Raw genomic sequence first — 20415 nt, forward strand, 5'->3', positions numbered from 1 at the left:
CATTTGGGTTTCATACTATGCAAATACCATCGATTACTATTGAGCAAGTAGCTCAGCAATTTAAAGCTTGGCGTCAAACTAAAACTAATAAGTTTGATCCTATACCAAACCATCTAAAGGAATTAGTTCACCAATTACTCCATCATTATTCTTACCAAGAGATAGCTAAACATCTTAATATTAATAAAGCAACAATTAGTTCAACTAAAAAAGCCCATGAACCTACCATCAAAACTTCTTCTGTCTCAACTTCAAATCAATCCCTACAACAAAATATTAATTTTCTCCCATTTCAACTAGTAAATTCTATAGATACCGATCCTGTAGCTGCTCCCAAGCAAAATCACTATACTTGTCACATTATTAAACCAAATGGTACCAAGCTTATTATCCAAACACTAGAGCCAAAAACTATAATTCAGACATTTTTATGCTGCAACTAACCCCGGCGTCAGTTATTTTTGTTGCCACTATTGCCATCGATTTTCGCAAGGGTATCGATGGCTTAATCGCTGTTTGTAGACAAAAACTTTCTTCTGACCCTCTTAATGGTTCCTTGTTTTTATTCTATAATAAAAACAGAACTGCCATTAAAATTTTGTCCTTTGACGGTCAAGGCTTTTGGCTATGCTCTAAACGCCTATCCAAAGGTAAATTTACGGCAAAACTTTTCCCATCTGATAATTCATCTTACCAAATTTGTTATAGAACCTTACACATTCTTATTCATAATGGCGATCCTAGTTCTGCCAAATTCTCTAATGATTGGCTTCCTGTCGTTTAAGCTGCTGTCTCGATTAATTCCGTATTATTCATATATCTTGCATAGGCAAAAGGCGTATAATCCTCAGGATGCTTCTTTGCTTTGCTACTATGCTCTTGTAGCCAATTTAAATATTTAAAGGCATTGATCTCGTTCTCACTACAAGTCTTTACTATACTATACAGACCACTATGTATCTCAGCACTATTGATTGTTTTAAAGAATAATGAATTCTTCCTTTGTAAAATAATGGTACGCAGTGATCTCTCAGCCCAATTATTATCAAGATTGCTAACTGGGATTTTTAAAAATTGGGTCAAACCTTCTTTATTATTTATCCAATATTTCATAGCTTGTCCAAGCCTACTATTAGGCTCAACTTTCTTGTCGTTAAATAATTCGTCTATTTTGTTATATATGTTTTCTATATATTTACTGCTATGTTCCTGATGATACCCAAGTTTCTCTTCAGGACTCATCTCTTTACATTGATGTTCATTGTGGTAAATCCCACGTGTTTGTTTGAGAAAATATCCGCATTCTTCAGGGTAATATAGTTCATTTTCTGTAAATTTTCTCTGACCATGTGACAAACAATTGATCATCACTATTATTGCCAGTAATTCTTTATCTGCTTCTGATAATACCGGGTTATTATTGTTACTTGCGTCAGTCATTAATTGGATAGAATCTGTTCTATTCTTACGATTCTTTAGTACGTTACCTATATTTTCTCCACCATGCCTATTACCGGTAAAATATAAAACTATTACCTCATTATTTGCAGTCTTAGCACATATTGTAGTAGTATAACAGCTGCGTCCTTTCTTATTTTGAGTACGTAATTTTTTATTGGCTATAGTAATTTCTAAAATCCTAGCTCTAGTATCATCAAGGTTCAGTGAACTACATTCGGCAGCCATTTCCAATAATACCCCGTAAATTTCAGCTCCACCACCTTCTTGCCAAACATCTAAATATTGTTGCCAGAGCGAGCTGTATGCTATAGGAACCCCGCTTAAACTCTGTAGCCTAGATAAACGGTAGAAAGGAGTACCATAGGTCTTTTGTAACACTATTGCACTTCTGCTACTATTTGTCCATTTGTTGATATTTTTATTGTTCATAACTGTATAATCGCAAGCATTACAGCGTAACGTTTTCTTTACATATCTGTTGACTGTAATTGGAGCATTACCTGTAAATTGTAGCAATTTTCTAGCTTCACTATTATATAGTTTGCCATTATAGCAGTGAGGACAGCTATCACCACTACAAAAATTCTCAGGAGTTAAATAGCTGGTATTCGCATCCTTATAATCATCAAACCCATATTTACCTTGCCAATTACTACGATCTATCTTTTTGGGCTTATCGCACTCTCCTTCATTACCACCATTCCCGTTATCAGATTCACCTGGCGGTTCTTTTAATGAATCTGAACTATCTTTTTTTTGTGATCTGCCTTAAAACCAATCAGCATTTCCTTAAGCTTATTTATACTGATATTTGATGATGCTAGCTTGTCTATTAGCTCGTTACAAAATTTCACAAGCTCTACTATCGTTTGCTGTTCATCTCCCGTTAATGAACTTTCCTTGACATGCTGTATTAGTTCTTCTCGTTCTTCAGCACTTAAGGTCGCTACTTTTGGTTTTTTCATTTGATTAATTATCATTATTATTAATATTTCAAATATTATAATATGACTGCTACTTTTTCAACTAGTTTTTTTATTAATCTGTTTTTTATTAATCGGTGATATTTGCATAGTAGAAATCCAAATTTATACAATAAATTCATACTAGCAAAGAAATTAGATAGTGTTACGCAGTTTTGCTGCAAGTATACCTTCGTTAAGTAAATCTTTTCCATCATCAACTGGTAGTGCATATTCAATAAGCAGTTGCCCATCCAAACGGTTATTTGTTTTGATATTATATCCTTCATATCTAGTTTGTTGAATATTGCGAGCTATTTCGACCCTATTGGCTATTTGTTCAGACCCTTCTTCTGTATCATCTCCTATTAAATTATAATTATATGAATCGATAGAGCCTACATTTATATGTAGATCAAATCGATCCATGATTGGACCAGAAATACGCATCTGATAATCACTATAGTAAATCAAATTGAATTAGGTGACAAAGAATGCAGAAATAGCTTTAGATAATGTACCAATTTCCGCTATTTTGTTTCGAATCCATCGCTTCATATTAGCCCAAAATTTTTCTATTGGATTTAAGTCTGGAGAATATGGGGGTAAAAAAATAACTTCACAACCAACTGATTCTATTAGCTCTTTTGTCTTTTGAGATTTATGAAAACTAACGTTATCCATCACTACAACCTGTCCTGCTGTTAACTCTTTAATCAAAAATTTTTCAACCCAATTATTAAATAGTTCTGTATTACAAGTTTTATTAAAAACAAAAGGGGCTATTGGTTTGTTATTTACTAAACCAGCTATTATATTAGTCCTTTGATAATGCTTCCCACTCTTCTTGCCAATCAATAATTCTCCTATCTTACCCCAACCTCTATCTTGGCAAATTGTCATATCTATACCACTTTCATCAAGATATACTATTTTATCTTTATCATATTTACTGATCTTTTCTAAATAATCAGATCGTTTCTCTGCACTTGCTTCCAAATAGCTAAAGGTTTTTTTTTATAACTAAATCCTAACTTTTTTAATATATTAGCTACTTGAGAACCTGTAATTCCAAAATTCTTACCAATTTCTTGTAGCTTACTATTAGGGTTATTTGTTACGAAATATTCCAATGCTTTTTTATCAATCTTACTTTTAAATCCTAGTCTAGCTCTTGCCAGCACTGTTCCTTCTTTTCTTCTCCTTACGTTCCAACGGCTAATTGTATTTTTATGTATAGCAAATATTCTAGCAGCAGATTCTTGACTATTACCTTTTTCTATATAATTTATTACTTTTTCTCTTAAATCTTGACTATATGGACTTGTTGACATTTTTTCCTTTATTTATACCACATCTTATCACCTAATTCAATTTGATTTACTATACCACATTTTGGAGCCCTTGAACATGCTTTATGCGGATCGCTTAAATAACCGCATTTACAAGGATTCATTGCGGCTATTAGCTGAAAGTTAGCTGGATATTTAATATGCGAATTTGATCTAGCAATTAGTATTTCCCCAGTTTCAATTGGTTGCCTTAGAGATTCGATAACATTAGGTGGAAACTCTGGTAATTCGTCTAAAAATAATACCCCATTATGGGCTAATGAAATCTCACCTGGCTTTACTCTTTTACCCACACCACCACCGACCATTGCTGCTATCGAGCAGGAATGGTGAGGAGCACGAAAGGGTCTAACCCTTGATAGTTTGCCATTTGCTAACTTGCCAGCAACACTTGCTATAGTACTGCACTCTAATATTTCTTCGGGTCGCATTTTGGGTAATATCCCAGGTATACATTGTGCCAGCATCGATTTCCCAGTACCAGGTGGACCAAACATTAATAGATTATGGCTACCTGAAGCTGCTATTTCTAAAGCTCGCTTGGCTGTTTTCTGCCCTTTGATCTCTTTAAAGTCAGGGTAATTTATGATGCTAGTGTCAATTTCCAATTCTGGTGATGATAATATTTGCAGACCTTTAAAATGATTAACTAACTCTATTAAATTACTTGCTACCAAAATATTATTATTGCCAGACCAGGCAGCTTCCTGACCATTCTGTTTTGAACAAATTAGCCCTTTATTTCTAGCTGCAGCACCAATAGCAGCAGGCAAAGCTCCACTGACAGGTAATATAGAACCATCTAGAGATAATTCCCCTATTACTAGATATTCTTGCATTTCTCCAGCTGGTAAAATTTTCATACTGCTAAGTATAGCACAAGCAATAGCAAGGTCAAAATGACTACCCTCTTTAACCAAATCGGCTGGAGCTAAATTTATAAGTATTTTCTTGGCAGGTAGGGCAAGACCTATGGAAGACAGAGCTGCCCTAACCCTTTCTTTAGACTCACCAATGGTTTTATCCGCTAGCCCTACTATAGTAAAATTAGGTATACCTGGCGATATCTGTACTTGCACATCGACATCAATAATGTCTATACCACTAAAGGTTAAACTGCCAAGATGAACTATCATTTACAAAATAAATTTTACTAAATCCAGATTTTTGATAATTTTTGATAATTGCTGGTCGACAAAATGCTCCTCCATAACTACCTTTTTTTCTTTCATGTCACTTGCATTAAAACTTATATCCTCCAATAAATTTTCTAAAATAGTATGCAATCTTCTTGCTCCAATATCTTCAATTTCTAAGTTAACTTTTGCTGCATAAGTAGCAATCTTATCTATTGCCTTATCAGTAAATTGTAATTCTACCCCTTCGGTGCCAATTAAGGCTGAATATTGTTTTATTAAACTTGATTCTGGTTCAACCAAGATTTTCACCATATCTTCCTTAGTGAGTGAGTTTAACTCTACTCTAATAGGTAGCCTTCCTTGCAACTCGGGCAATAAATCAGATGGTTTTGATAAATGAAAAGCCCCTGATGCTATAAATAATATATGAGCAGTTTCTACAGGACCATACTTAGTATTAACTGTTGTACCCTCAATAATAGGTAATAAATCCCTCTGTACTCCTTCTCTACTAATCTCTGAGCTTTTTCCCTCAGGTCTTGAAGTGATTTTATCAATCTCATCCAAAAATACTATACCATCATTTTGTACTAGCACTAATGCATCTTGAGTAATTTTTTCTTGATCAATCAATTTATCTGACTCTTCAGCCAAGATAGTTAACATAGCATCTTTAACTAGCATTTTTTTGTTTTTTGTTTTACTAGTACCGATGACTTTGCTGATCATATCAGAAACATTTAACACACCCATAGCCGCTCCTGGCATACCAGGAATTTCAAAATTACTACCAAATATGCTACCTGAATCTGCTATATTGATCTCAATTTCATTATCATCGAGTTCACCTTTTTCAAGCTTAAGACGAAATTTCTCTCTAGTCTCAACTGATGCCGATTTGCCTACTAAAGCGTCCAATACTCTTTCTACAGTTTTTAAAGTTGCATTAGCAATAACTTCTTTTTTAGCATTAGCTTTTTGGGTATTAACAGCTATCTCCACTAAATCTCGTATTATTGACTCAACGTCTCGTCCAACATATCCTACTTCAGTAAATTTAGTGGCTTCTATTTTAAGAAAAGGTGAGCCGCTAAGCTTAGCAAGCCTTCTAGCGATTTCAGTCTTACCTACGCCAGTTGATCCAATCATTAAAATATTTTTTGGAACGATTTCTTGACGAAGTGGCTCGGCTACATTTCTACGCCTACAGCGATTGCGTAAAGCGATCGCCACAGCTTTTTTGGCCTTATATTGTCCAACAATGAATCTATCAAGCTCAGCTACGATTTTAGAAGGAGTTAATCCCATAGATTTAGCAGGAATTTCCACTGATTTAGGTGGAGTTCTTACAGGTTTAACCGAAGTTTTAACAGATTTAGCAGGAGTTCCCGCGGATTTTTTCTTAATACTAGTACTCATATAACTTTTTCTAAAATAATGTTATGATTAGAGAAAACACAAATGTCAGCTGCAATATGCATTGATTTTAAAGCAATCTCTTCTGCAGTTAGGTTATTATCAAAAGACATTAATCCCCTAGCACTTGCCAGGGCATATAATCCACCAGAACCAATGGCAGCAGCATCCCCGTCAGGTTCAACTACATCACCATTACCAGTTAGAATTAATATATTTTTTTTATCTGCAACAATCATCATTGCTTCAAGTTTACGTAAATATTTATCGCTACGCCACTCTTTTGCCAATTCTACTGCACTTCTCAGTAACTGGTATGAATGTTTTTCTAGCTTTAATTCTAGTTTTTCAAATAAAGTTAAAGCATCGGCAGTAGAGCCAGCAAAGCCTGCAATAATACTATTATTGAACATAGTTCTTAATTTTTTGGCTGTCGATTTTAAAATTGTATTACCAAGGGAAACCTGACCATCAGCGGTAATCACGACTTCTCCGCCTTTTCTTAAGCACAGTATAGTAGTCCCGTGTAATGAGTTGTCTGACATAAATAATCTTCTAAATATTGATGTTTAGCTATTGATGTTTAGTTGTTTGTTTATTATTATGATGTTTAAGTAATCATTCAGTATCATAATTACAAGACTCTCCTATGAATATTTATTCAATATATGTTAATCCTCAAAAAAAAGATAATGATTTTATTATTATCAAACAGGGTTTTTCGTTATTTGCTGCATTTTTTAATATATTTTGGGCATTATATCACAGAATGTGGTTAGCACTAATAATTACTTTAATAATAAGTGTAGCTATATCAAGCTTAGGTTTTACTTATCTTACCTTTGCCAGTCGAATAGCTATTATGTTAATATTTGGTTTTTTTGCTGCTGACATGAGAGAATATGATTTGAAACAAAAAAAATACCGACTAACAGAAATAATATTAGCAAAATCTGAGATAGAAGGTATACTTGCAGCAAAACTGCGTAACACTATCTAATTTCTTTGCTAGTATGAATTTATTGTATAAATTTGGATTTCTACTATGCAAATATCACCGATTAATAAAAAACAGATTAATAAAAAAACTAGTTGAAAAAGTAGCAGTCATATTATAATATTTGAAATATTAATAATAATGATAATTAATCAAATGAAAAAACCAAAAGTAGCGACCTTAAGTGCTGAAGAACGAGAAGAACTAATACAGCATGTCAAGGAAAGTTCATTAACGGGAGATGAACAGCAAACGATAGTAGAGCTTGTGAAATTTTGTAACGAGCTAATAGACAAGCTAGCATCATCAAATATCAGTATAAATAAGCTTAAGGAAATGCTGATTGGTTTTAAGGCAGATCACAAAAAAAAGATAGTTCAGATTCATTAAAAGAACCGCCAGGTGAATCTGATAACGGGAATGGTGGTAATGAAGGAGAGTGCGATAAGCCCAAAAAGATAGATCGTAGTAATTGGCAAGGTAAATATGGGTTTGATGATTATAAGGATGCGAATACCAGCTATTTAACTCCTGAGAATTTTTGTAGTGGTGATAGCTGTCCTCACTGCTATAATGGCAAACTATATAATAGTGAAGCTAGAAAATTGCTACAATTTACAGGTAATGCTCCAATTACAGTCAACAGATATGTAAAGAAAACGTTACGCTGTAATGCTTGCGATTATACAGTTATGAACAATAAAAATATCAACAAATGGACAAATAGTAGCAGAAGTGCAATAGTGTTACAAAAGACCTATGGTACTCCTTTCTACCGTTTATCTAGGCTACAGAGTTTAAGCGGGGTTCCTATAGCATACAGCTCGCTCTGGCAACAATATTTAGATGTTTGGCAAGAAGGTGGTGGAGCTGAAATTTACGGGGTATTATTGGAAATGGCTGCCGAATGTAGTTCACTGAACCTTGATGATACTAGAGCTAGGATTTTAGAAATTACTATAGCCAATAAAAAATTACGTACTCAAAATAAGAAAGGACGCAGCTGTTATACTACTACAATATGTGCTAAGACTGCAAATAATGAGGTAATAGTTTTATATTTTACCGGTAATAGGCATGGTGGAGAAAATATAGGTAACGTACTAAAGAATCGTAAGAATAGAACAGATTCTATCCAATTAATGACTGACGCAAGTAACAATAATAACCCGGTATTATCAGAAGCAGATAAAGAATTACTGGCAATAATAGTGATGATCAATTGTTTGTCACATGGTCAGAGAAAATTTACAGAAAATGAACTATATTACCCTGAAGAATGCGGATATTTTCTCAAACAAACACGTGGGATTTACCACAATGAACATCAATGTAAAGAGATGAGTCCTGAAGAGAAACTTGGGTATCATCAGGAACATAGCAGTAAATATATAGAAAACATATATAACAAAATAGACGAATTATTTAACGACAAGAAAGTTGAGCCTAATAGTAGGCTTGGACAAGCTATGAAATATTGGATAAATAATAAAGAAGGTTTGACCCAATTTTTAAAAATCCCAGTTAGCAATCTTGATAATAATTGGGCTGAGAGATCACTGCGTACCATTATTTTACAAAGGAAGAATTCATTATTCTTTAAAACAATCAATAGTGCTGAGATACATAGTGGTCTGTATAGTATAGTAAAGACTTGTAGTGAGAACGAGATCAATGCCTTTAAATATTTAAATTGGCTACAAGAGCATAGTAGCAAAGCAAAGAAGCATCCTGAGGATTATACGCCTTTTGCCTATGCAAGATATATGAATAATACGGAATTAATCGAGACAGCAGCTTAAACGACAGGAAGCCAATCATTAGAGAATTTGGCAGAACTAGGATCGCCATTATGAATAAGAATGTGTAAGGTTCTATAACAAATTTGGTAAGATGAATTATCAGATGGGAAAAGTTTTGCCGTAAATTTACCTTTGGATAGGCGTTTAGAGCATAGCCAAAAGCCTTGACCGTCAAAGGACAAAATTTTAATGGCAGTTCTGTTTTTATTATAGAATAAAAACAAGGAACCATTAAGAGGGTCAGAAGAAAGTTTTTGTCTACAAACAGCGATTAAGCCATCGATACCCTTGCGAAAATCGATGGCAATAGTGGCAACAAAAATAACTGACGCCGGGGTTAGTTGCAGCATAAAAATGTCTGAATTATAGTTTTTGGCTCTAGTGTTTGGATAATAAGCTTGGTACCATTTGGTTTAATAATGTGACAAGTATAGTGATTTTGCTTGGGAGCAGCTACAGGATCGGTATCTATAGAATTTACTAGTTGAAATGGGAGAAAATTAATATTTTGTTGTAGGGATTGATTTGAAGTTGAGACAGAAGAAGTTTTGATGGTAGGTTCATGGGCTTTTTTAGTTGAACTAATTGTTGCTTTATTAATATTAAGATGTTTAGCTATCTCTTGGTAAGAATAATGATGGAGTAATTGGTGAACTAATTCCTTTAGATGGTTTGGTATAGGATCAAACTTATTAGTTTTAGTTTGACGCCAAGCTTTAAATTGCTGAGCTACTTGCTCAATAGTAATCGATGGTATTTGCATAGTATGAAACCCAAATGTATAAAAAATTCATACTAACAAAAAAATTAGATAAAGTTATGCAGTTTTGCTGCAAGTATACCCTACAACAAAATATTAATTTTCTCCCATTTCAACTAGTAAATTCTATAGATACCGATCCTGTAGCTGCTCCCAAGCAAAATCACTATACTTGTCACATTATTAAACCAAATGGTACCAAGCTTATTATCCAAACACTAGAGCCAAAAACTATAATTCAGACATTTTTATGCTGCAACTAACCCCGGCGTCAGTTATTTTTGTTGCCACTATTGCCATCGATTTTCGCAAGGGTATCGATGGCTTAATCGCTGTTTGTAGACAAAAACTTTCTTCTGACCCTCTTAATGGTTCCTTGTTTTTATTCTATAATAAAAACAGAACTGCCATTAAAATTTTGTCCTTTGACGGTCAAGGCTTTTGGCTATGCTCTAAACGCCTATCCAAAGGTAAATTTACGGCAAAACTTTTCCCATCTGATAATTCATCTTACCAAATTTGTTATAGAACCTTACACATTCTTATTCATAATGGCGATCCTAGTTCTGCCAAATTCTCTAATGATTGGCTTCCTGTCGTTTAAGCTGCTGTCTCGATTAATTCCGTATTATTCATATATCTTGCATAGGCAAAAGGCGTATAATCCTCAGGATGCTTCTTTGCTTTGCTACTATGCTCTTGTAGCCAATTTAAATATTTAAAGGCATTGATCTCGTTCTCACTACAAGTCTTTACTATACTATACAGACCACTATGTATCTCAGCACTATTGATTGTTTTAAAGAATAATGAATTCTTCCTTTGTAAAATAATGGTACGCAGTGATCTCTCAGCCCAATTATTATCAAGATTGCTAACTGGGATTTTTAAAAATTGGGTCAAACCTTCTTTATTATTTATCCAATATTTCATAGCTTGTCCAAGCCTACTATTAGGCTCAACTTTCTTGTCGTTAAATAATTCGTCTATTTTGTTATATATGTTTTCTATATATTTACTGCTATGTTCCTGATGATACCCAAGTTTCTCTTCAGGACTCATCTCTTTACATTGATGTTCATTGTGGTAAATCCCACGTGTTTGTTTGAGAAAATATCCGCATTCTTCAGGGTAATATAGTTCATTTTCTGTAAATTTTCTCTGACCATGTGACAAACAATTGATCATCACTATTATTGCCAGTAATTCTTTATCTGCTTCTGATAATACCGGGTTATTATTGTTACTTGCGTCAGTCATTAATTGGATAGAATCTGTTCTATTCTTACGATTCTTTAGTACGTTACCTATATTTTCTCCACCATGCCTATTACCGGTAAAATATAAAACTATTACCTCATTATTTGCAGTCTTAGCACATATTGTAGTAGTATAACAGCTGCGTCCTTTCTTATTTTGAGTACGTAATTTTTTATTGGCTATAGTAATTTCTAAAATCCTAGCTCTAGTATCATCAAGGTTCAGTGAACTACATTCGGCAGCCATTTCCAATAATACCCCGTAAATTTCAGCTCCACCACCTTCTTGCCAAACATCTAAATATTGTTGCCAGAGCGAGCTGTATGCTATAGGAACCCCGCTTAAACTCTGTAGCCTAGATAAACGGTAGAAAGGAGTACCATAGGTCTTTTGTAACACTATTGCACTTCTGCTACTATTTGTCCATTTGTTGATATTTTTATTGTTCATAACTGTATAATCGCAAGCATTACAGCGTAACGTTTTCTTTACATATCTGTTGACTGTAATTGGAGCATTACCTGTAAATTGTAGCAATTTTCTAGCTTCACTATTATATAGTTTGCCATTATAGCAGTGAGGACAGCTATCACCACTACAAAAATTCTCAGGAGTTAAATAGCTGGTATTCGCATCCTTATAATCATCAAACCCATATTTACCTTGCCAATTACTACGATCTATCTTTTTGGGCTTATCGCACTCTCCTTCATTACCACCATTCCCGTTATCAGATTCACCTGGCGGTTCTTTTAATGAATCTGAACTATCTTTTTTTTGTGATCTGCCTTAAAACCAATCAGCATTTCCTTAAGCTTATTTATACTGATATTTGATGATGCTAGCTTGTCTATTAGCTCGTTACAAAATTTCACAAGCTCTACTATCGTTTGCTGTTCATCTCCCGTTAATGAACTTTCCTTGACATGCTGTATTAGTTCTTCTCGTTCTTCAGCACTTAAGGTCGCTACTTTTGGTTTTTTCATTTGATTAATTATCATTATTATTAATATTTCAAATATTATAATATGACTGCTACTTTTTCAACTAGTTTTTTTATTAATCTGTTTTTTATTAATCGGTGATATTTGCATAGTAGAAATCCAAATTTATACAATAAATTCATACTAGCAAAGAAATTAGATAGTGTTACGCAGTTTTGCTGCAAGTATACCTTACTTTGTTAATCATGTCAAACAATTAAATCTACTTAAGAATAATTTAATTAAATATCGACAAGCAAGTATTATAGGCACCAGCGGCATGGGAAAAACCCAACTTGCTAGAATGTATTGTTATGAAAATCAAAATAACTATAAACTTATTTGGTTTATTGACTGTAATTTAGATATTAATCAAGAACTACTAAAGCTAGCAAAAGCTATTAATAGTACGGCTAATAACTCTACTAAATCTAATCTAATATCAGAAGATGTAATATTAGTCCGGAAAGAACTAATGAATTATTTATCAAATCAAGATAAATGGTTATTGATATTTGATAATCTAAAGGTAGGTCAAAATAAGAAAGTTCAAGAGTTTGTTGAGTGGGAAAATAATGGACATGTTATATTTTGTTCCCAAGATAGTGAAATATTACCGAATATAGTCCAAATGACTGCCTTTACAAAAAGTGACGTTAGTATTCTGGTTAACAATATTTTAGAACATAACGATCCCCAATCAGCAGAATTTTTGAGCAAAGAATTTGCTGGTTATCCTATCATGATAGTACAAGGGGTACAATTATTAAATAATGTAAAAGGTTTAGATAAAGCCGAATATAAGAAAAAAATTCAACTATCAACAGATAGAATTAAATTGAACATTCTATTAACTATCAATGAATTAAAACCAAATGCTAGAAAATTATTAAATAAAATAGCTTTAATAAATAATCAAAGTTTTTCAAAAGACTTATTAAGTTTTATTACGGATGATAAGAGTACCATAAATGATGATATTTATCAATTGTCTAAATTTGCCTTAATATCTAATATTGATCCACAGGAAACTAACCCGATCTTTGAAATGCACGATGTTGTTGCTCAAAAAATAACTGAAATTAATGGTAATCAGAATAATAAAATTTATTTAGAGGATATCGTTACTAAATTAGTCGGATCTGTGCCAAAAAGGAACTCGGTAAAAGCTCAGCTTTTTAGAAAAGCGAGAACTATACTTGAAAATTTTGAAATTCTTACTAGGAATGCGGTAAAATATAATTCAAGTATATATAAACTTCTGCAATTGAATGCACAGCTAATGATGCAATATGTGAATTCTGTCGATTACCTTAATGTAGAAAAAGTAATGAATTGGTTCAATGAGAATGATCAAAATGGGGCTGGTAAATTTAATTTATGGTCGATGAATGATGATGAAAAATATGCATATGCATTGTGTTTACAAGTAATAGCATGGCAATATGCTGTTAATTGGTCTAATTATAGGGTAGCAATAAATTATTGTACAAGAGCAAAAGAAATATTAGACACTATAAAAGGTTATGAATCTTTATGGAGTTTATATTATTCTTTAGCAATGTATAATATCCCATTAGGACAGGTTGAAGAAGCAGAAAAAAACATTCAAATTATAGAACAAATGCTTAATCAAGGTTTAATGGATAAATATGATATATCTTATATACATAGCGTTAAAACAGAGTTATTATTGCTACAAGGGAAGTATAATGAAGCATTAGAGCAAAATAATAAAACTATAGAACTAGACACTAAAAGTGGATTAAGTCTTGAAGACCTATTTCTTATAGAGCTTTATGTACGAAAAGTAGAGATATTAAATCATCTTAAAGAATACCAAGAAGCATATACTCAAGTTAAACAACTATATGATTTGTGTCAATCCACCGAGAAAGATGTTCATGAAATATTAGGTCGTATTTATAGTCAAATGGCAAAAAGTGAATTAGGGCTGGGTAAACTAGACCAAGCCTTAGAGCATGTTAACCAATCTATCCCCATATTTTTAGCTGATGAACGTAGGAATCCCAAAGATGCAGATTATTCAGAAGATCCAAATTTAGCTGCTAGTTATGTAATACAAGGTGATATTTTATTTGCTCAAGATAAAATAAAAGAAGCAATAGAGTCCTATAATAAAGCTTATACCATATATTATTACTTATATAGGGATAATCGTAAAAATGTAGCTCAGGTTAGTTATTTATATAGCCAAGGAGCTAAAGCTGCATGTAAAGCAAAAAATTTATTTAGTTATAAATTTTTTGGTAAACCGCAAGTCAAGGAGTTTGGCATAAATCATCCTAATACTGTATCTATGTTTGAGTATTGTAAACAATATGATATGGATTTATGGGCAAAAGGAAACTAGATTTTATATATATAGTCAATTCAGGAGAATTTGGGGCTAGGAGAGATGGAGCGACGCCTATAATTAATAGGCGAGCATTGATCGACAACGTCCCCAATTTCTTATCAATTGACTATAGATATTTAATAATATTAATATTATTAATAATGCCTCTTAATTCATTTGCCCAGAATCAAATAGCTAACCAGCTATCTAATTTTGTTGCACCAGTTACTTATTTTGTCGATCATGTCAAACAACTAGCTTTGCTTACAAACAACTTAACTAAATATCGACAAGCAAGTATTATAGGCACCAGCGGCATGGGAAAAACCCAACTTGCTAGAATGTATTGTTATGAAAATCAAAATAACTATCAGCTTATTTGGTTTATTGACTGTAATTTAGATATTAATCAAGAACTACTAAAGCTAGCCAAAGCTATTAATAGTACAGTTAATAACTCTACTAAATCTACTCTAATACCAGAAGATATTGTATTAGTACGAAAAGAAATAATGAACTATTTATCGAGTCAAGATAAATGGTTAATAATATTTGATAATCTGAAGGTAAGTGAAAATAAGAAAGTTCAGGAATTTGTTGATTGGGAAAATAATGGGCATGTTATATTTTGTTCCCAAGATAGTGAAATATTACCGAATATAGTCAAAATGACTGCCCTTGCAAAAAACGACGTCAGTATTCTTGCTAACAATATTTTAGAAAATAATGATCCAAAGGTAGTAGAATTCTTGAGCGAAGAATTTGCTGGTTATCCTATCATGACAGTACAAGGGATACAATTATTAAATAATGTAAAAGGTTTAGATAAAGCCGAATATAAGAAAAAAATTCAACAATCAACAGATAGAATTAAATCGAACATTATATTAACTATCAATCAATTAAAACCAAGTGCTAGAAATTTACTAAATAAAATCGCCTTAATAAATAATCAAGGTTTTTCAAAAGAATTACTAAGTTTTATTACTGATGATCAACGTACATTGAATAATGATATTTATGAATTGTCTAAATTTGCCTTAATATCTAATATTGACCCACAGGAAGCTAATCCGATCTTTGAAACGCATGATATTATAGTCCAAAAAATAGCAGAGATTAATGGTAGCAGGAATAATAAATCTTATTTAGAGGATATTATTACCAAATTAATGAATTATATACCAAAGAATGCAGTAAAAGCTCGTATTTTTAGAAATGCTAAAACTATACAAGAAAATTTTGAAATAATTTTAAGAAATTCAGAAAAGTATAATATAAATATATATAAAATTATGGCTCTTAATTTGCAAATAATGGTTCAACATCATAATTCTCTTAATTATTCTATTGTAGCAAAGAAGGCTATTTGGTTTAATAAAGCCGATCAGGAAGGAAAATTTAAATTATGGTTAATGAATAATGATGAAAAATATGCATATATAAGGTATATGCAGACAATAGGTCTTTATCATATAAGTTATTCTAATTATAGGGCAGCAAGAGAATGTTTTATAAGAGGCCAAGAAATATTTGAGAATGTTGAAGGTTATGAATCTTACAAATGGACTTTATTCTATAATTTAGCAATATGTAATATTATTTTAGGGCAGGTTCAAGACGCCGAAAAAAACATTCAAATTATGGAAAAAATGTCTAGTGAAGGTTTAATGGATCAAAGTGAACTAAGCTATATACATATACTTAAAGCACAGTTATTATTTATACAAGGAAAGTATACTGAGTCATTAGAACAAAATAGTAAAACTATAGAAAATTTTATTAAAAATGGTCTAAGTCCTGATGATCTATTTTTTATACCTCTTTATACACTTAAAATAGAAATATTAAATTATCTTGGAAAATACCAAGAAGCATATGAGCAAGCTAAGAAATTGTATAATTTATGTAAACATTGCAAAGATACTGAAGCACTTGGTTGTATTTATAGTGTAATGGCAAGAAGTGAATTAGGATTAGGCATGCTAAATCAAGCCTCAGAACATGTTAACAAGGCTATCTCCATATTTTTAGTCGATGAGCGTAGAAACCCCAAAAATGCAGATTATTTGGAAGATCCAGATTTAGCTGCTATGTATGTAGTGCAAGGTGATATTCTATTTACCCAAGATAATATAAAATCAGCAATAGAATCCTATAATAAAGCTTATACCATATATTATTACTTATATAGAGATAATCGTAAAAATATGGCATATGTTAGTTATTTATATAGTCAAGGAGCAAAAGCTGCATGTAAAGCAAAAAACTTATTTAGTTATAAATTTTTTGGTAAACCGCAAGTCAAGGAGTTTGGCATAAATCATCCTAATACTGTATCTATGTTTGAGTATTGTAAACAATATGATATGGATTTATGGGCAAAAAGAAACTAAGAGGTTGACTGCGATAACTAATTAAACCTGCAAAGAAATAATGGGGTTTGACTAGTTGAAAAAATTGGTATATGCTGATAGTTAACACCTCAATAAAGGTTGCAATTTAATAGCAATACTGTTGAATTAATTTCTCTAGTAAGTACTTTCGAGTTCGGAAAATTTCTAAGTACTTACTAGTTTATAACTCCAAATGTGACATTCAAGCTCTAGCCTGATTAATAAGCTCGATACTTAAGTGTTACCCTGGCTTTTTTAGTATGAGATTTACCAAAATGTCTTTTTGGTTTTAAAAAATTAGTCAGTAAGTACTGATTTCTTTTTATAATTTCATTCTATTTTTGTAGTTTAATATAGTTTTTTTGAGGTGTCAAGAAAAAACTACCTGTTTTTTGGGTATTTTGTTAAAATAATTTATTATGAGAATACATGGCTCTTGTTCACCAAATACAAGGATTTTTAAAGAAAAAATTAGAAGAAACGAAGTTAAAAAGAAAAGATTTAGCATATAAAACTGACATTCCGTATTCTACTATATCTAAGATTATTAATGCTGTAAGAGATAATCCAGAGTTAATAAATATATTAAAAATTGCAAATTATTTTAAATGCTCTATGGATGAAATTGTAGGAAGGGATGATTATGCATTATCTCATCAAGAAACACAAGAATTTCTCAACGTATCTCCTAAGGATGTTAGTACCAACTTAAGGGAATTTGTCAAAAAAAAATTGGAGCAGCAAAAACTTAACCTATACGTCTTATCTAAGAATATTGGGTCTAGTGAAGAAACTCTACCTCAATTTATGAAAGATAATGGTAAACAAAAAACTTTAGGTAGTGCAGTTACCGTAGCCCTAGCAGATTATTTTCAAGTGTCATTAGATGAAATTGTAGGCAGAATTAATCCTAATACTTCTTGTAATGATCAATCTTCTCAACAAAACTCCAATTGTGATGTTGAACCAAGATAATGATATACTAAAAACCTAAGGCATCATTATAAATTAACAAGATTTAAGGGGGCATTATTAAAAATTACCTTTGTGTTCCAGCTACTCCTTCCATAACAGAACTTTCACCTGTAAGATTAATACCTCTATGGGTAATGGCAATCTACAAATCAGGGAATAAAAAAATATCGCAAAAATAATGAAAACAGCTATTAGTGGAGCATAAAAATCTGCTATATTTATAGATATAACCATTTGTAAAAAATAAATATAGAGTTAGATTTATGTCAAATATTAGTCCTAGGGTTGATATTGCCTTTAAAAAAATCTTCGGAGTTGAAGAGAATAAGGATTTGCTTATTTCGCTGATCAATTCGATTGTATCTAGAGAAGACCAAGTAACAGAAGTACAACTTCTCAATCCATATAATCCAAAAAATTTCAAGAGCGATAAATTGTCAATTTTAGATATTAAAGCTCAAGGAAAAGATGGCAAAAGATTTAATATCGAAATGCAAATTACTGATGCGGATGATTATGACAAAAGAGCTCTATATTATTGGGCAAAGTTATATACTGAGCAATTAAAGAATGCAGAGGATTATGCTACTTTATCGAAAGCCATTGGTATTCACATATTAAACTTTACCTCTATTTTACATGAAAATAAATATCATAATGTGTTTCATATAGTAGAAAAAGATAGTGGTTTGTTATATTTTAAAGATTTAGAATTGCATACTATTGAGCTAAATAAGTTTACTAATAATCCGAAGGAACAGCTGACGGACATAGTAAAGAAGGTAAAAACCTCTCTTGATAGATGGAGTACTTTTTTAACTAGACATGATTTGCTGAACAAAGATAATTTACCTAAAGAGTTAAATGATGCTAGCCTAAAAAAAGCCCTGACAGTTCTGGATGTGATGAATTTCACTAAAGAAGAACGTGATTCATATGAAGAACACCTGAAATGGCTATGTATTGAAGCTAACACTCTCAAGAAAGCACGAAGGGAAGGCAAAGAAGAAGGTAGAGTAGAAGGTAAAGCTGAATTAATAAAAATGATGATAGAAAATGGCAGTTCTATTGAGGAAGTAGCGAAAATAACCAAACTATCTGTCGCTAAGATCAATGAACTACTGAAAACCCTAAATGGCGGATTATCAGATAAGTTATGATTACTAATTAAATAAATTCAATTGACTATACTGTTTCCTCAGTGGATATTTCCCCAATACGACTTAAAAATCGTATGATTCCATAATTTTGTTAAAAATTCTTCTATTGGCAATATGTTAATTTGTTGATTACCCCAAATTATCTTCCTAGAAGTATCTTCTAAACAAACTAAATAACCTTTATCTATTTGATGTTCTTCCATAAAAGATTTTATACCTTTTAATTCGGTTTTGTGGACATTTGAAGATATTTTTACTTCAATTGGTAATGGTTGGCTGGTAATAGTGCTAATTATAAAATCAACTTCTAAACCGGTTTTAGTACGCCAATAATTTATACGATGATCTAAATCATTTAGGTTTACATATGCTTGTAACTCAGTAAATACGTAGTGCTCTAAAGCTCTTCCTGCTTCTGAACCTTTGATATTATCAAAACGATTTTGACTAATGCTATTTGCAACTCCTACATCAAAAAAATAAAATTTGGGGTGAGATGATATAATTTCTCTACTAATTTTCTTTTGATATGGATAAACTAAATATCCTACTAAAGTATCAACTAGTATTTGGTAATATTCTTTAACTGTTTTGGCATCAATAGAACAATCCCGAGCTATGTTAGAATAGTTTAATAGTTCACCGCTAGAGAAGGCTGTGCTATCTATAAATCTACTAAAAGCAGTTATATTTCTTACTAATCCCTCAGCTCGAATCTCATTAGTTAAATAATCCTCAACATAAGCTTTTAGTAACTTACGAGGATTATTACTAATGAAATGTGATGGAACTAAGCCATTGTTAAATATTTTTAGAAGATTAAATTCTGACTGTATTTCAGGATATATCAATGGATAGAAATTATATTTTATCGCTCTACCACCTAATAAATTTGTACCATAGGCTCTTAATTTTCTACTACTTGAACCGCATAAAATGAAATAACTATCACTATTCTCTATAAGCCAATGTATCTCATCAAGTAATGCTGGAACTTTTTGTACTTCATCTACTATTATAGGAAAGGTGAGTTTAGCTAAATCTAATGCTAATATTTCTTCTCTAAATTTTGAAGGTTGTTTTAGATACTTAATGTATAGATCAGTTTTTAATAGGTCATAATATATCGAATTAGGATACAGACTTTTTAAATAAGTTGATTTCCCTACCTTCCTAGCTCCCCATAAAAAAGCTGTTTGCCTGTTACTTAAGTTCAATTTTAAATATCTTGTATACATAGGGTTACTATTTAGGAATAAGAACCTAAATAGTAACCCTATTTAGGAATAAAGTATAGATTTTATTTGTTAATCTTAGCTTCCCTCAACATATTCCCTTCCTGCTATAGTCAATTGATGAGAAGTTGGTAACGTCGTTACTCGTCGCTTACCTA

23 protein-coding genes and 1 pseudogene are annotated in these 20415 nt (G+C 32.0%); 11 read left to right on the forward strand and 13 right to left on the reverse strand.

Annotated features, from left to right (window positions below; all coding sequences use genetic code 11):
• The first annotated feature begins 17 nt into the window (after window positions 1-17).
• Window positions 18-443, forward strand: coding sequence for a hypothetical protein (locus ACQH6S_RS05605; protein ID WP_341758053.1), 426 nt, complete (start codon window positions 18-20; stop codon window positions 441-443).
• Complete coding sequence (gene tnpB, locus ACQH6S_RS05610) at window positions 431-784, forward strand: IS66 family insertion sequence element accessory protein TnpB (protein ID WP_341752109.1); 354 nt, start codon at window positions 431-433, stop codon at window positions 782-784. Before ACQH6S_RS05605 ends, tnpB (ACQH6S_RS05610) begins: the two co-directional genes overlap by 13 nt.
• Here the strand turns inward: tnpB (ACQH6S_RS05610) and ACQH6S_RS05615 are convergent.
• From ACQH6S_RS05615 to hslV, 8 genes and pseudogenes are all read right to left on the reverse strand, one after another.
• On the reverse strand, window positions 781-1890 hold the full coding sequence (locus ACQH6S_RS05615) for an IS66 family transposase (RefSeq protein ID WP_425364395.1): 1110 nt from the start codon (window positions 1888-1890) through the stop codon (window positions 781-783). The genes tnpB (ACQH6S_RS05610) and ACQH6S_RS05615 overlap by 4 nt on opposite strands.
• 302 nt (window positions 1891-2192) lie before the next feature.
• A complete protein-coding gene (locus tag ACQH6S_RS05620) occupies window positions 2193-2441 on the reverse strand; it encodes a hypothetical protein (protein WP_341758049.1) in 249 nt (82 codons plus the stop codon).
• Window positions 2442-2615: 174 nt separating this feature from the next.
• A pseudogene (locus ACQH6S_RS05625) lies at window positions 2616-2873 on the reverse strand (ATP-binding protein); the annotation flags it as partial.
• A 30-nt stretch (window positions 2874-2903) separates the two neighbouring features.
• Entirely contained in the window at window positions 2904-3422 is a 519-nt protein-coding gene (locus ACQH6S_RS05630; RefSeq protein WP_425364377.1) for an IS630 family transposase, read from the reverse strand.
• Window positions 3386-3757 carry an IS630 transposase-related protein gene (locus ACQH6S_RS05635; protein ID WP_425364376.1) on the reverse strand — a complete coding sequence of 124 codons (372 nt, stop codon included), beginning with the start codon at window positions 3755-3757 and terminating at the stop codon, window positions 3386-3388. The genes ACQH6S_RS05630 and ACQH6S_RS05635 overlap by 37 nt, the downstream gene beginning before the upstream one ends.
• Before the next feature lie 8 nt (window positions 3758-3765).
• Window positions 3766-4911: a YifB family Mg chelatase-like AAA ATPase gene (locus tag ACQH6S_RS05640; RefSeq protein ID WP_425364410.1), complete on the reverse strand. Its 1146-nt coding sequence runs from the start codon at window positions 4909-4911 to the stop codon at window positions 3766-3768.
• Entirely contained in the window at window positions 4912-6222 is a 1311-nt protein-coding gene (gene hslU / locus ACQH6S_RS05645) for an ATP-dependent protease ATPase subunit HslU (RefSeq protein ID WP_425364711.1), read from the reverse strand.
• Window positions 6223-6329: 107 nt separating this feature from the next.
• On the reverse strand, window positions 6330-6875 hold the full coding sequence (gene hslV / locus ACQH6S_RS05650; RefSeq protein WP_094648690.1) for an ATP-dependent protease subunit HslV: 546 nt from the start codon (window positions 6873-6875) through the stop codon (window positions 6330-6332).
• A 104-nt stretch (window positions 6876-6979) separates the two neighbouring features.
• On the opposite strand from hslV, the gene ACQH6S_RS05655 reads away from it, so the two are divergent.
• The 3 genes from ACQH6S_RS05655 to ACQH6S_RS05665 all read left to right on the forward strand — a co-directional run bounded on the left by ACQH6S_RS05655 (window position 6980) and on the right by ACQH6S_RS05665 (window position 9129).
• Window positions 6980-7330 carry a DUF2628 domain-containing protein gene (locus ACQH6S_RS05655; protein ID WP_425364404.1) on the forward strand — a complete coding sequence of 117 codons (351 nt, stop codon included), beginning with the start codon at window positions 6980-6982 and terminating at the stop codon, window positions 7328-7330.
• Window positions 7331-7468: 138 nt separating this feature from the next.
• Complete coding sequence (locus ACQH6S_RS05660; RefSeq protein WP_341758049.1) at window positions 7469-7717, forward strand: hypothetical protein; 249 nt, start codon at window positions 7469-7471, stop codon at window positions 7715-7717.
• A gap of 302 nt (window positions 7718-8019) precedes the next feature.
• On the forward strand, window positions 8020-9129 hold the full coding sequence (locus ACQH6S_RS05665; RefSeq protein ID WP_425364395.1) for an IS66 family transposase: 1110 nt from the start codon (window positions 8020-8022) through the stop codon (window positions 9127-9129).
• On the opposite strand, the gene tnpB (ACQH6S_RS05670) is transcribed toward ACQH6S_RS05665, so the two are convergent.
• Window positions 9126-9479 carry an IS66 family insertion sequence element accessory protein TnpB gene (tnpB, locus tag ACQH6S_RS05670; protein WP_341752109.1) on the reverse strand — a complete coding sequence of 118 codons (354 nt, stop codon included), beginning with the start codon at window positions 9477-9479 and terminating at the stop codon, window positions 9126-9128. The genes ACQH6S_RS05665 and tnpB (ACQH6S_RS05670) overlap by 4 nt on opposite strands.
• Window positions 9467-9892, reverse strand: coding sequence for a hypothetical protein (locus ACQH6S_RS05675; protein ID WP_341758053.1), 426 nt, complete (start codon window positions 9890-9892; stop codon window positions 9467-9469). The genes tnpB (ACQH6S_RS05670) and ACQH6S_RS05675 overlap by 13 nt, the downstream gene beginning before the upstream one ends.
• Before the next feature lie 14 nt (window positions 9893-9906).
• Here ACQH6S_RS05675 and ACQH6S_RS05680 point away from each other — a divergent pair, with 14 nt between their 5' ends.
• Together ACQH6S_RS05680 and tnpB (ACQH6S_RS05685) are read left to right on the forward strand one after the other, a co-directional pair.
• Window positions 9907-10152 (forward strand): hypothetical protein, encoded by a 246-nt coding sequence (locus ACQH6S_RS05680; RefSeq protein WP_425364411.1) that lies wholly within the window; start codon window positions 9907-9909, stop codon window positions 10150-10152.
• Window positions 10140-10493 carry an IS66 family insertion sequence element accessory protein TnpB gene (tnpB, locus tag ACQH6S_RS05685; RefSeq protein WP_341752109.1) on the forward strand — a complete coding sequence of 118 codons (354 nt, stop codon included), beginning with the start codon at window positions 10140-10142 and terminating at the stop codon, window positions 10491-10493. Before ACQH6S_RS05680 ends, tnpB (ACQH6S_RS05685) begins: the two co-directional genes overlap by 13 nt.
• Here the strand turns inward: tnpB (ACQH6S_RS05685) and ACQH6S_RS05690 are convergent.
• Together ACQH6S_RS05690 and ACQH6S_RS05695 are read right to left on the reverse strand one after the other, a co-directional pair.
• The gene (locus ACQH6S_RS05690; RefSeq protein WP_425364395.1) at window positions 10490-11599 is read right to left on the reverse strand and encodes an IS66 family transposase; all 1110 of its coding nucleotides are present in this window, start codon (window positions 11597-11599) and stop codon (window positions 10490-10492) included. The two genes, tnpB (ACQH6S_RS05685) and ACQH6S_RS05690, sit on opposite strands and share 4 nt — an antisense overlap.
• A 302-nt stretch (window positions 11600-11901) precedes the next feature.
• Window positions 11902-12150: a hypothetical protein gene (locus ACQH6S_RS05695; protein ID WP_341758049.1), complete on the reverse strand. Its 249-nt coding sequence runs from the start codon at window positions 12148-12150 to the stop codon at window positions 11902-11904.
• Window positions 12151-12295: 145 nt separating this feature from the next.
• Here ACQH6S_RS05695 and ACQH6S_RS05700 point away from each other — a divergent pair, with 145 nt between their 5' ends.
• The 4 genes from ACQH6S_RS05700 to ACQH6S_RS05715 all read left to right on the forward strand — a co-directional run bounded on the left by ACQH6S_RS05700 (window position 12296) and on the right by ACQH6S_RS05715 (window position 19022).
• A complete protein-coding gene (locus ACQH6S_RS05700; protein WP_425364412.1) occupies window positions 12296-14506 on the forward strand; it encodes a tetratricopeptide repeat protein in 2211 nt (736 codons plus the stop codon).
• Window positions 14488-16887 (forward strand): tetratricopeptide repeat protein, encoded by a 2400-nt coding sequence (locus ACQH6S_RS05705; protein ID WP_425360180.1) that lies wholly within the window; start codon window positions 14488-14490, stop codon window positions 16885-16887. Before ACQH6S_RS05700 ends, ACQH6S_RS05705 begins: the two co-directional genes overlap by 19 nt.
• Before the next feature lie 429 nt (window positions 16888-17316).
• Entirely contained in the window at window positions 17317-17862 is a 546-nt protein-coding gene (locus ACQH6S_RS05710; RefSeq protein WP_425360181.1) for a helix-turn-helix domain-containing protein, read from the forward strand.
• 263 nt (window positions 17863-18125) lie between these two features.
• Window positions 18126-19022: an Rpn family recombination-promoting nuclease/putative transposase gene (locus ACQH6S_RS05715; RefSeq protein ID WP_425360182.1), complete on the forward strand. Its 897-nt coding sequence runs from the start codon at window positions 18126-18128 to the stop codon at window positions 19020-19022.
• 38 nt (window positions 19023-19060) lie between these two features.
• On the opposite strand, the gene ACQH6S_RS05720 is transcribed toward ACQH6S_RS05715, so the two are convergent.
• The gene (locus ACQH6S_RS05720; protein ID WP_094648764.1) at window positions 19061-20260 is read right to left on the reverse strand and encodes an ATP-binding protein; all 1200 of its coding nucleotides are present in this window, start codon (window positions 20258-20260) and stop codon (window positions 19061-19063) included.
• Window positions 20261-20415 lie beyond the last annotated feature (155 nt).

Source organism: Candidatus Tisiphia endosymbiont of Mystacides longicornis (assembly GCF_964031095.1).
Taxonomy (GTDB): domain Bacteria; phylum Pseudomonadota; class Alphaproteobacteria; order Rickettsiales; family Rickettsiaceae; genus Tisiphia.

Coding starts and splice junctions, on each gene's coding strand:
- ACQH6S_RS05720 (WP_094648764.1), bottom strand. CDS start 20,260: ATGTATACAAGATATTTAAAATTGAACTTAAGTAACAGGCAAACAGCT.
- ACQH6S_RS05695 (WP_341758049.1), bottom strand. CDS start 12,150: ATGATAATTAATCAAATGAAAAAACCAAAAGTAGCGACCTTAAGTGCT.
- ACQH6S_RS05665 (WP_425364395.1), top strand. CDS start 8,020: ATGAACAATAAAAATATCAACAAATGGACAAATAGTAGCAGAAGTGCA.
- ACQH6S_RS05620 (WP_341758049.1), bottom strand. CDS start 2,441: ATGATAATTAATCAAATGAAAAAACCAAAAGTAGCGACCTTAAGTGCT.
- ACQH6S_RS05715 (WP_425360182.1), top strand. CDS start 18,126: ATGTCAAATATTAGTCCTAGGGTTGATATTGCCTTTAAAAAAATCTTC.
- ACQH6S_RS05690 (WP_425364395.1), bottom strand. CDS start 11,599: ATGAACAATAAAAATATCAACAAATGGACAAATAGTAGCAGAAGTGCA.
- ACQH6S_RS05655 (WP_425364404.1), top strand. CDS start 6,980: ATGAATATTTATTCAATATATGTTAATCCTCAAAAAAAAGATAATGAT.
- ACQH6S_RS05605 (WP_341758053.1), top strand. CDS start 18: ATGCAAATACCATCGATTACTATTGAGCAAGTAGCTCAGCAATTTAAA.
- ACQH6S_RS05680 (WP_425364411.1), top strand. CDS start 9,907: ATGTATAAAAAATTCATACTAACAAAAAAATTAGATAAAGTTATGCAG.
- ACQH6S_RS05710 (WP_425360181.1), top strand. CDS start 17,317: ATGGCTCTTGTTCACCAAATACAAGGATTTTTAAAGAAAAAATTAGAA.
- ACQH6S_RS05705 (WP_425360180.1), top strand. CDS start 14,488: ATGGGCAAAAGGAAACTAGATTTTATATATATAGTCAATTCAGGAGAA.
- tnpB (WP_341752109.1), top strand. CDS start 431: ATGCTGCAACTAACCCCGGCGTCAGTTATTTTTGTTGCCACTATTGCC.
- hslU (WP_425364711.1), bottom strand. CDS start 6,222: ATGGGATTAACTCCTTCTAAAATCGTAGCTGAGCTTGATAGATTCATT.
- ACQH6S_RS05675 (WP_341758053.1), bottom strand. CDS start 9,892: ATGCAAATACCATCGATTACTATTGAGCAAGTAGCTCAGCAATTTAAA.
- ACQH6S_RS05660 (WP_341758049.1), top strand. CDS start 7,469: ATGATAATTAATCAAATGAAAAAACCAAAAGTAGCGACCTTAAGTGCT.
- ACQH6S_RS05635 (WP_425364376.1), bottom strand. CDS start 3,757: ATGTCAACAAGTCCATATAGTCAAGATTTAAGAGAAAAAGTAATAAAT.
- tnpB (WP_341752109.1), bottom strand. CDS start 9,479: ATGCTGCAACTAACCCCGGCGTCAGTTATTTTTGTTGCCACTATTGCC.
- ACQH6S_RS05640 (WP_425364410.1), bottom strand. CDS start 4,911: ATGATAGTTCATCTTGGCAGTTTAACCTTTAGTGGTATAGACATTATT.
- tnpB (WP_341752109.1), top strand. CDS start 10,140: ATGCTGCAACTAACCCCGGCGTCAGTTATTTTTGTTGCCACTATTGCC.
- ACQH6S_RS05615 (WP_425364395.1), bottom strand. CDS start 1,890: ATGAACAATAAAAATATCAACAAATGGACAAATAGTAGCAGAAGTGCA.
- hslV (WP_094648690.1), bottom strand. CDS start 6,875: ATGTCAGACAACTCATTACACGGGACTACTATACTGTGCTTAAGAAAA.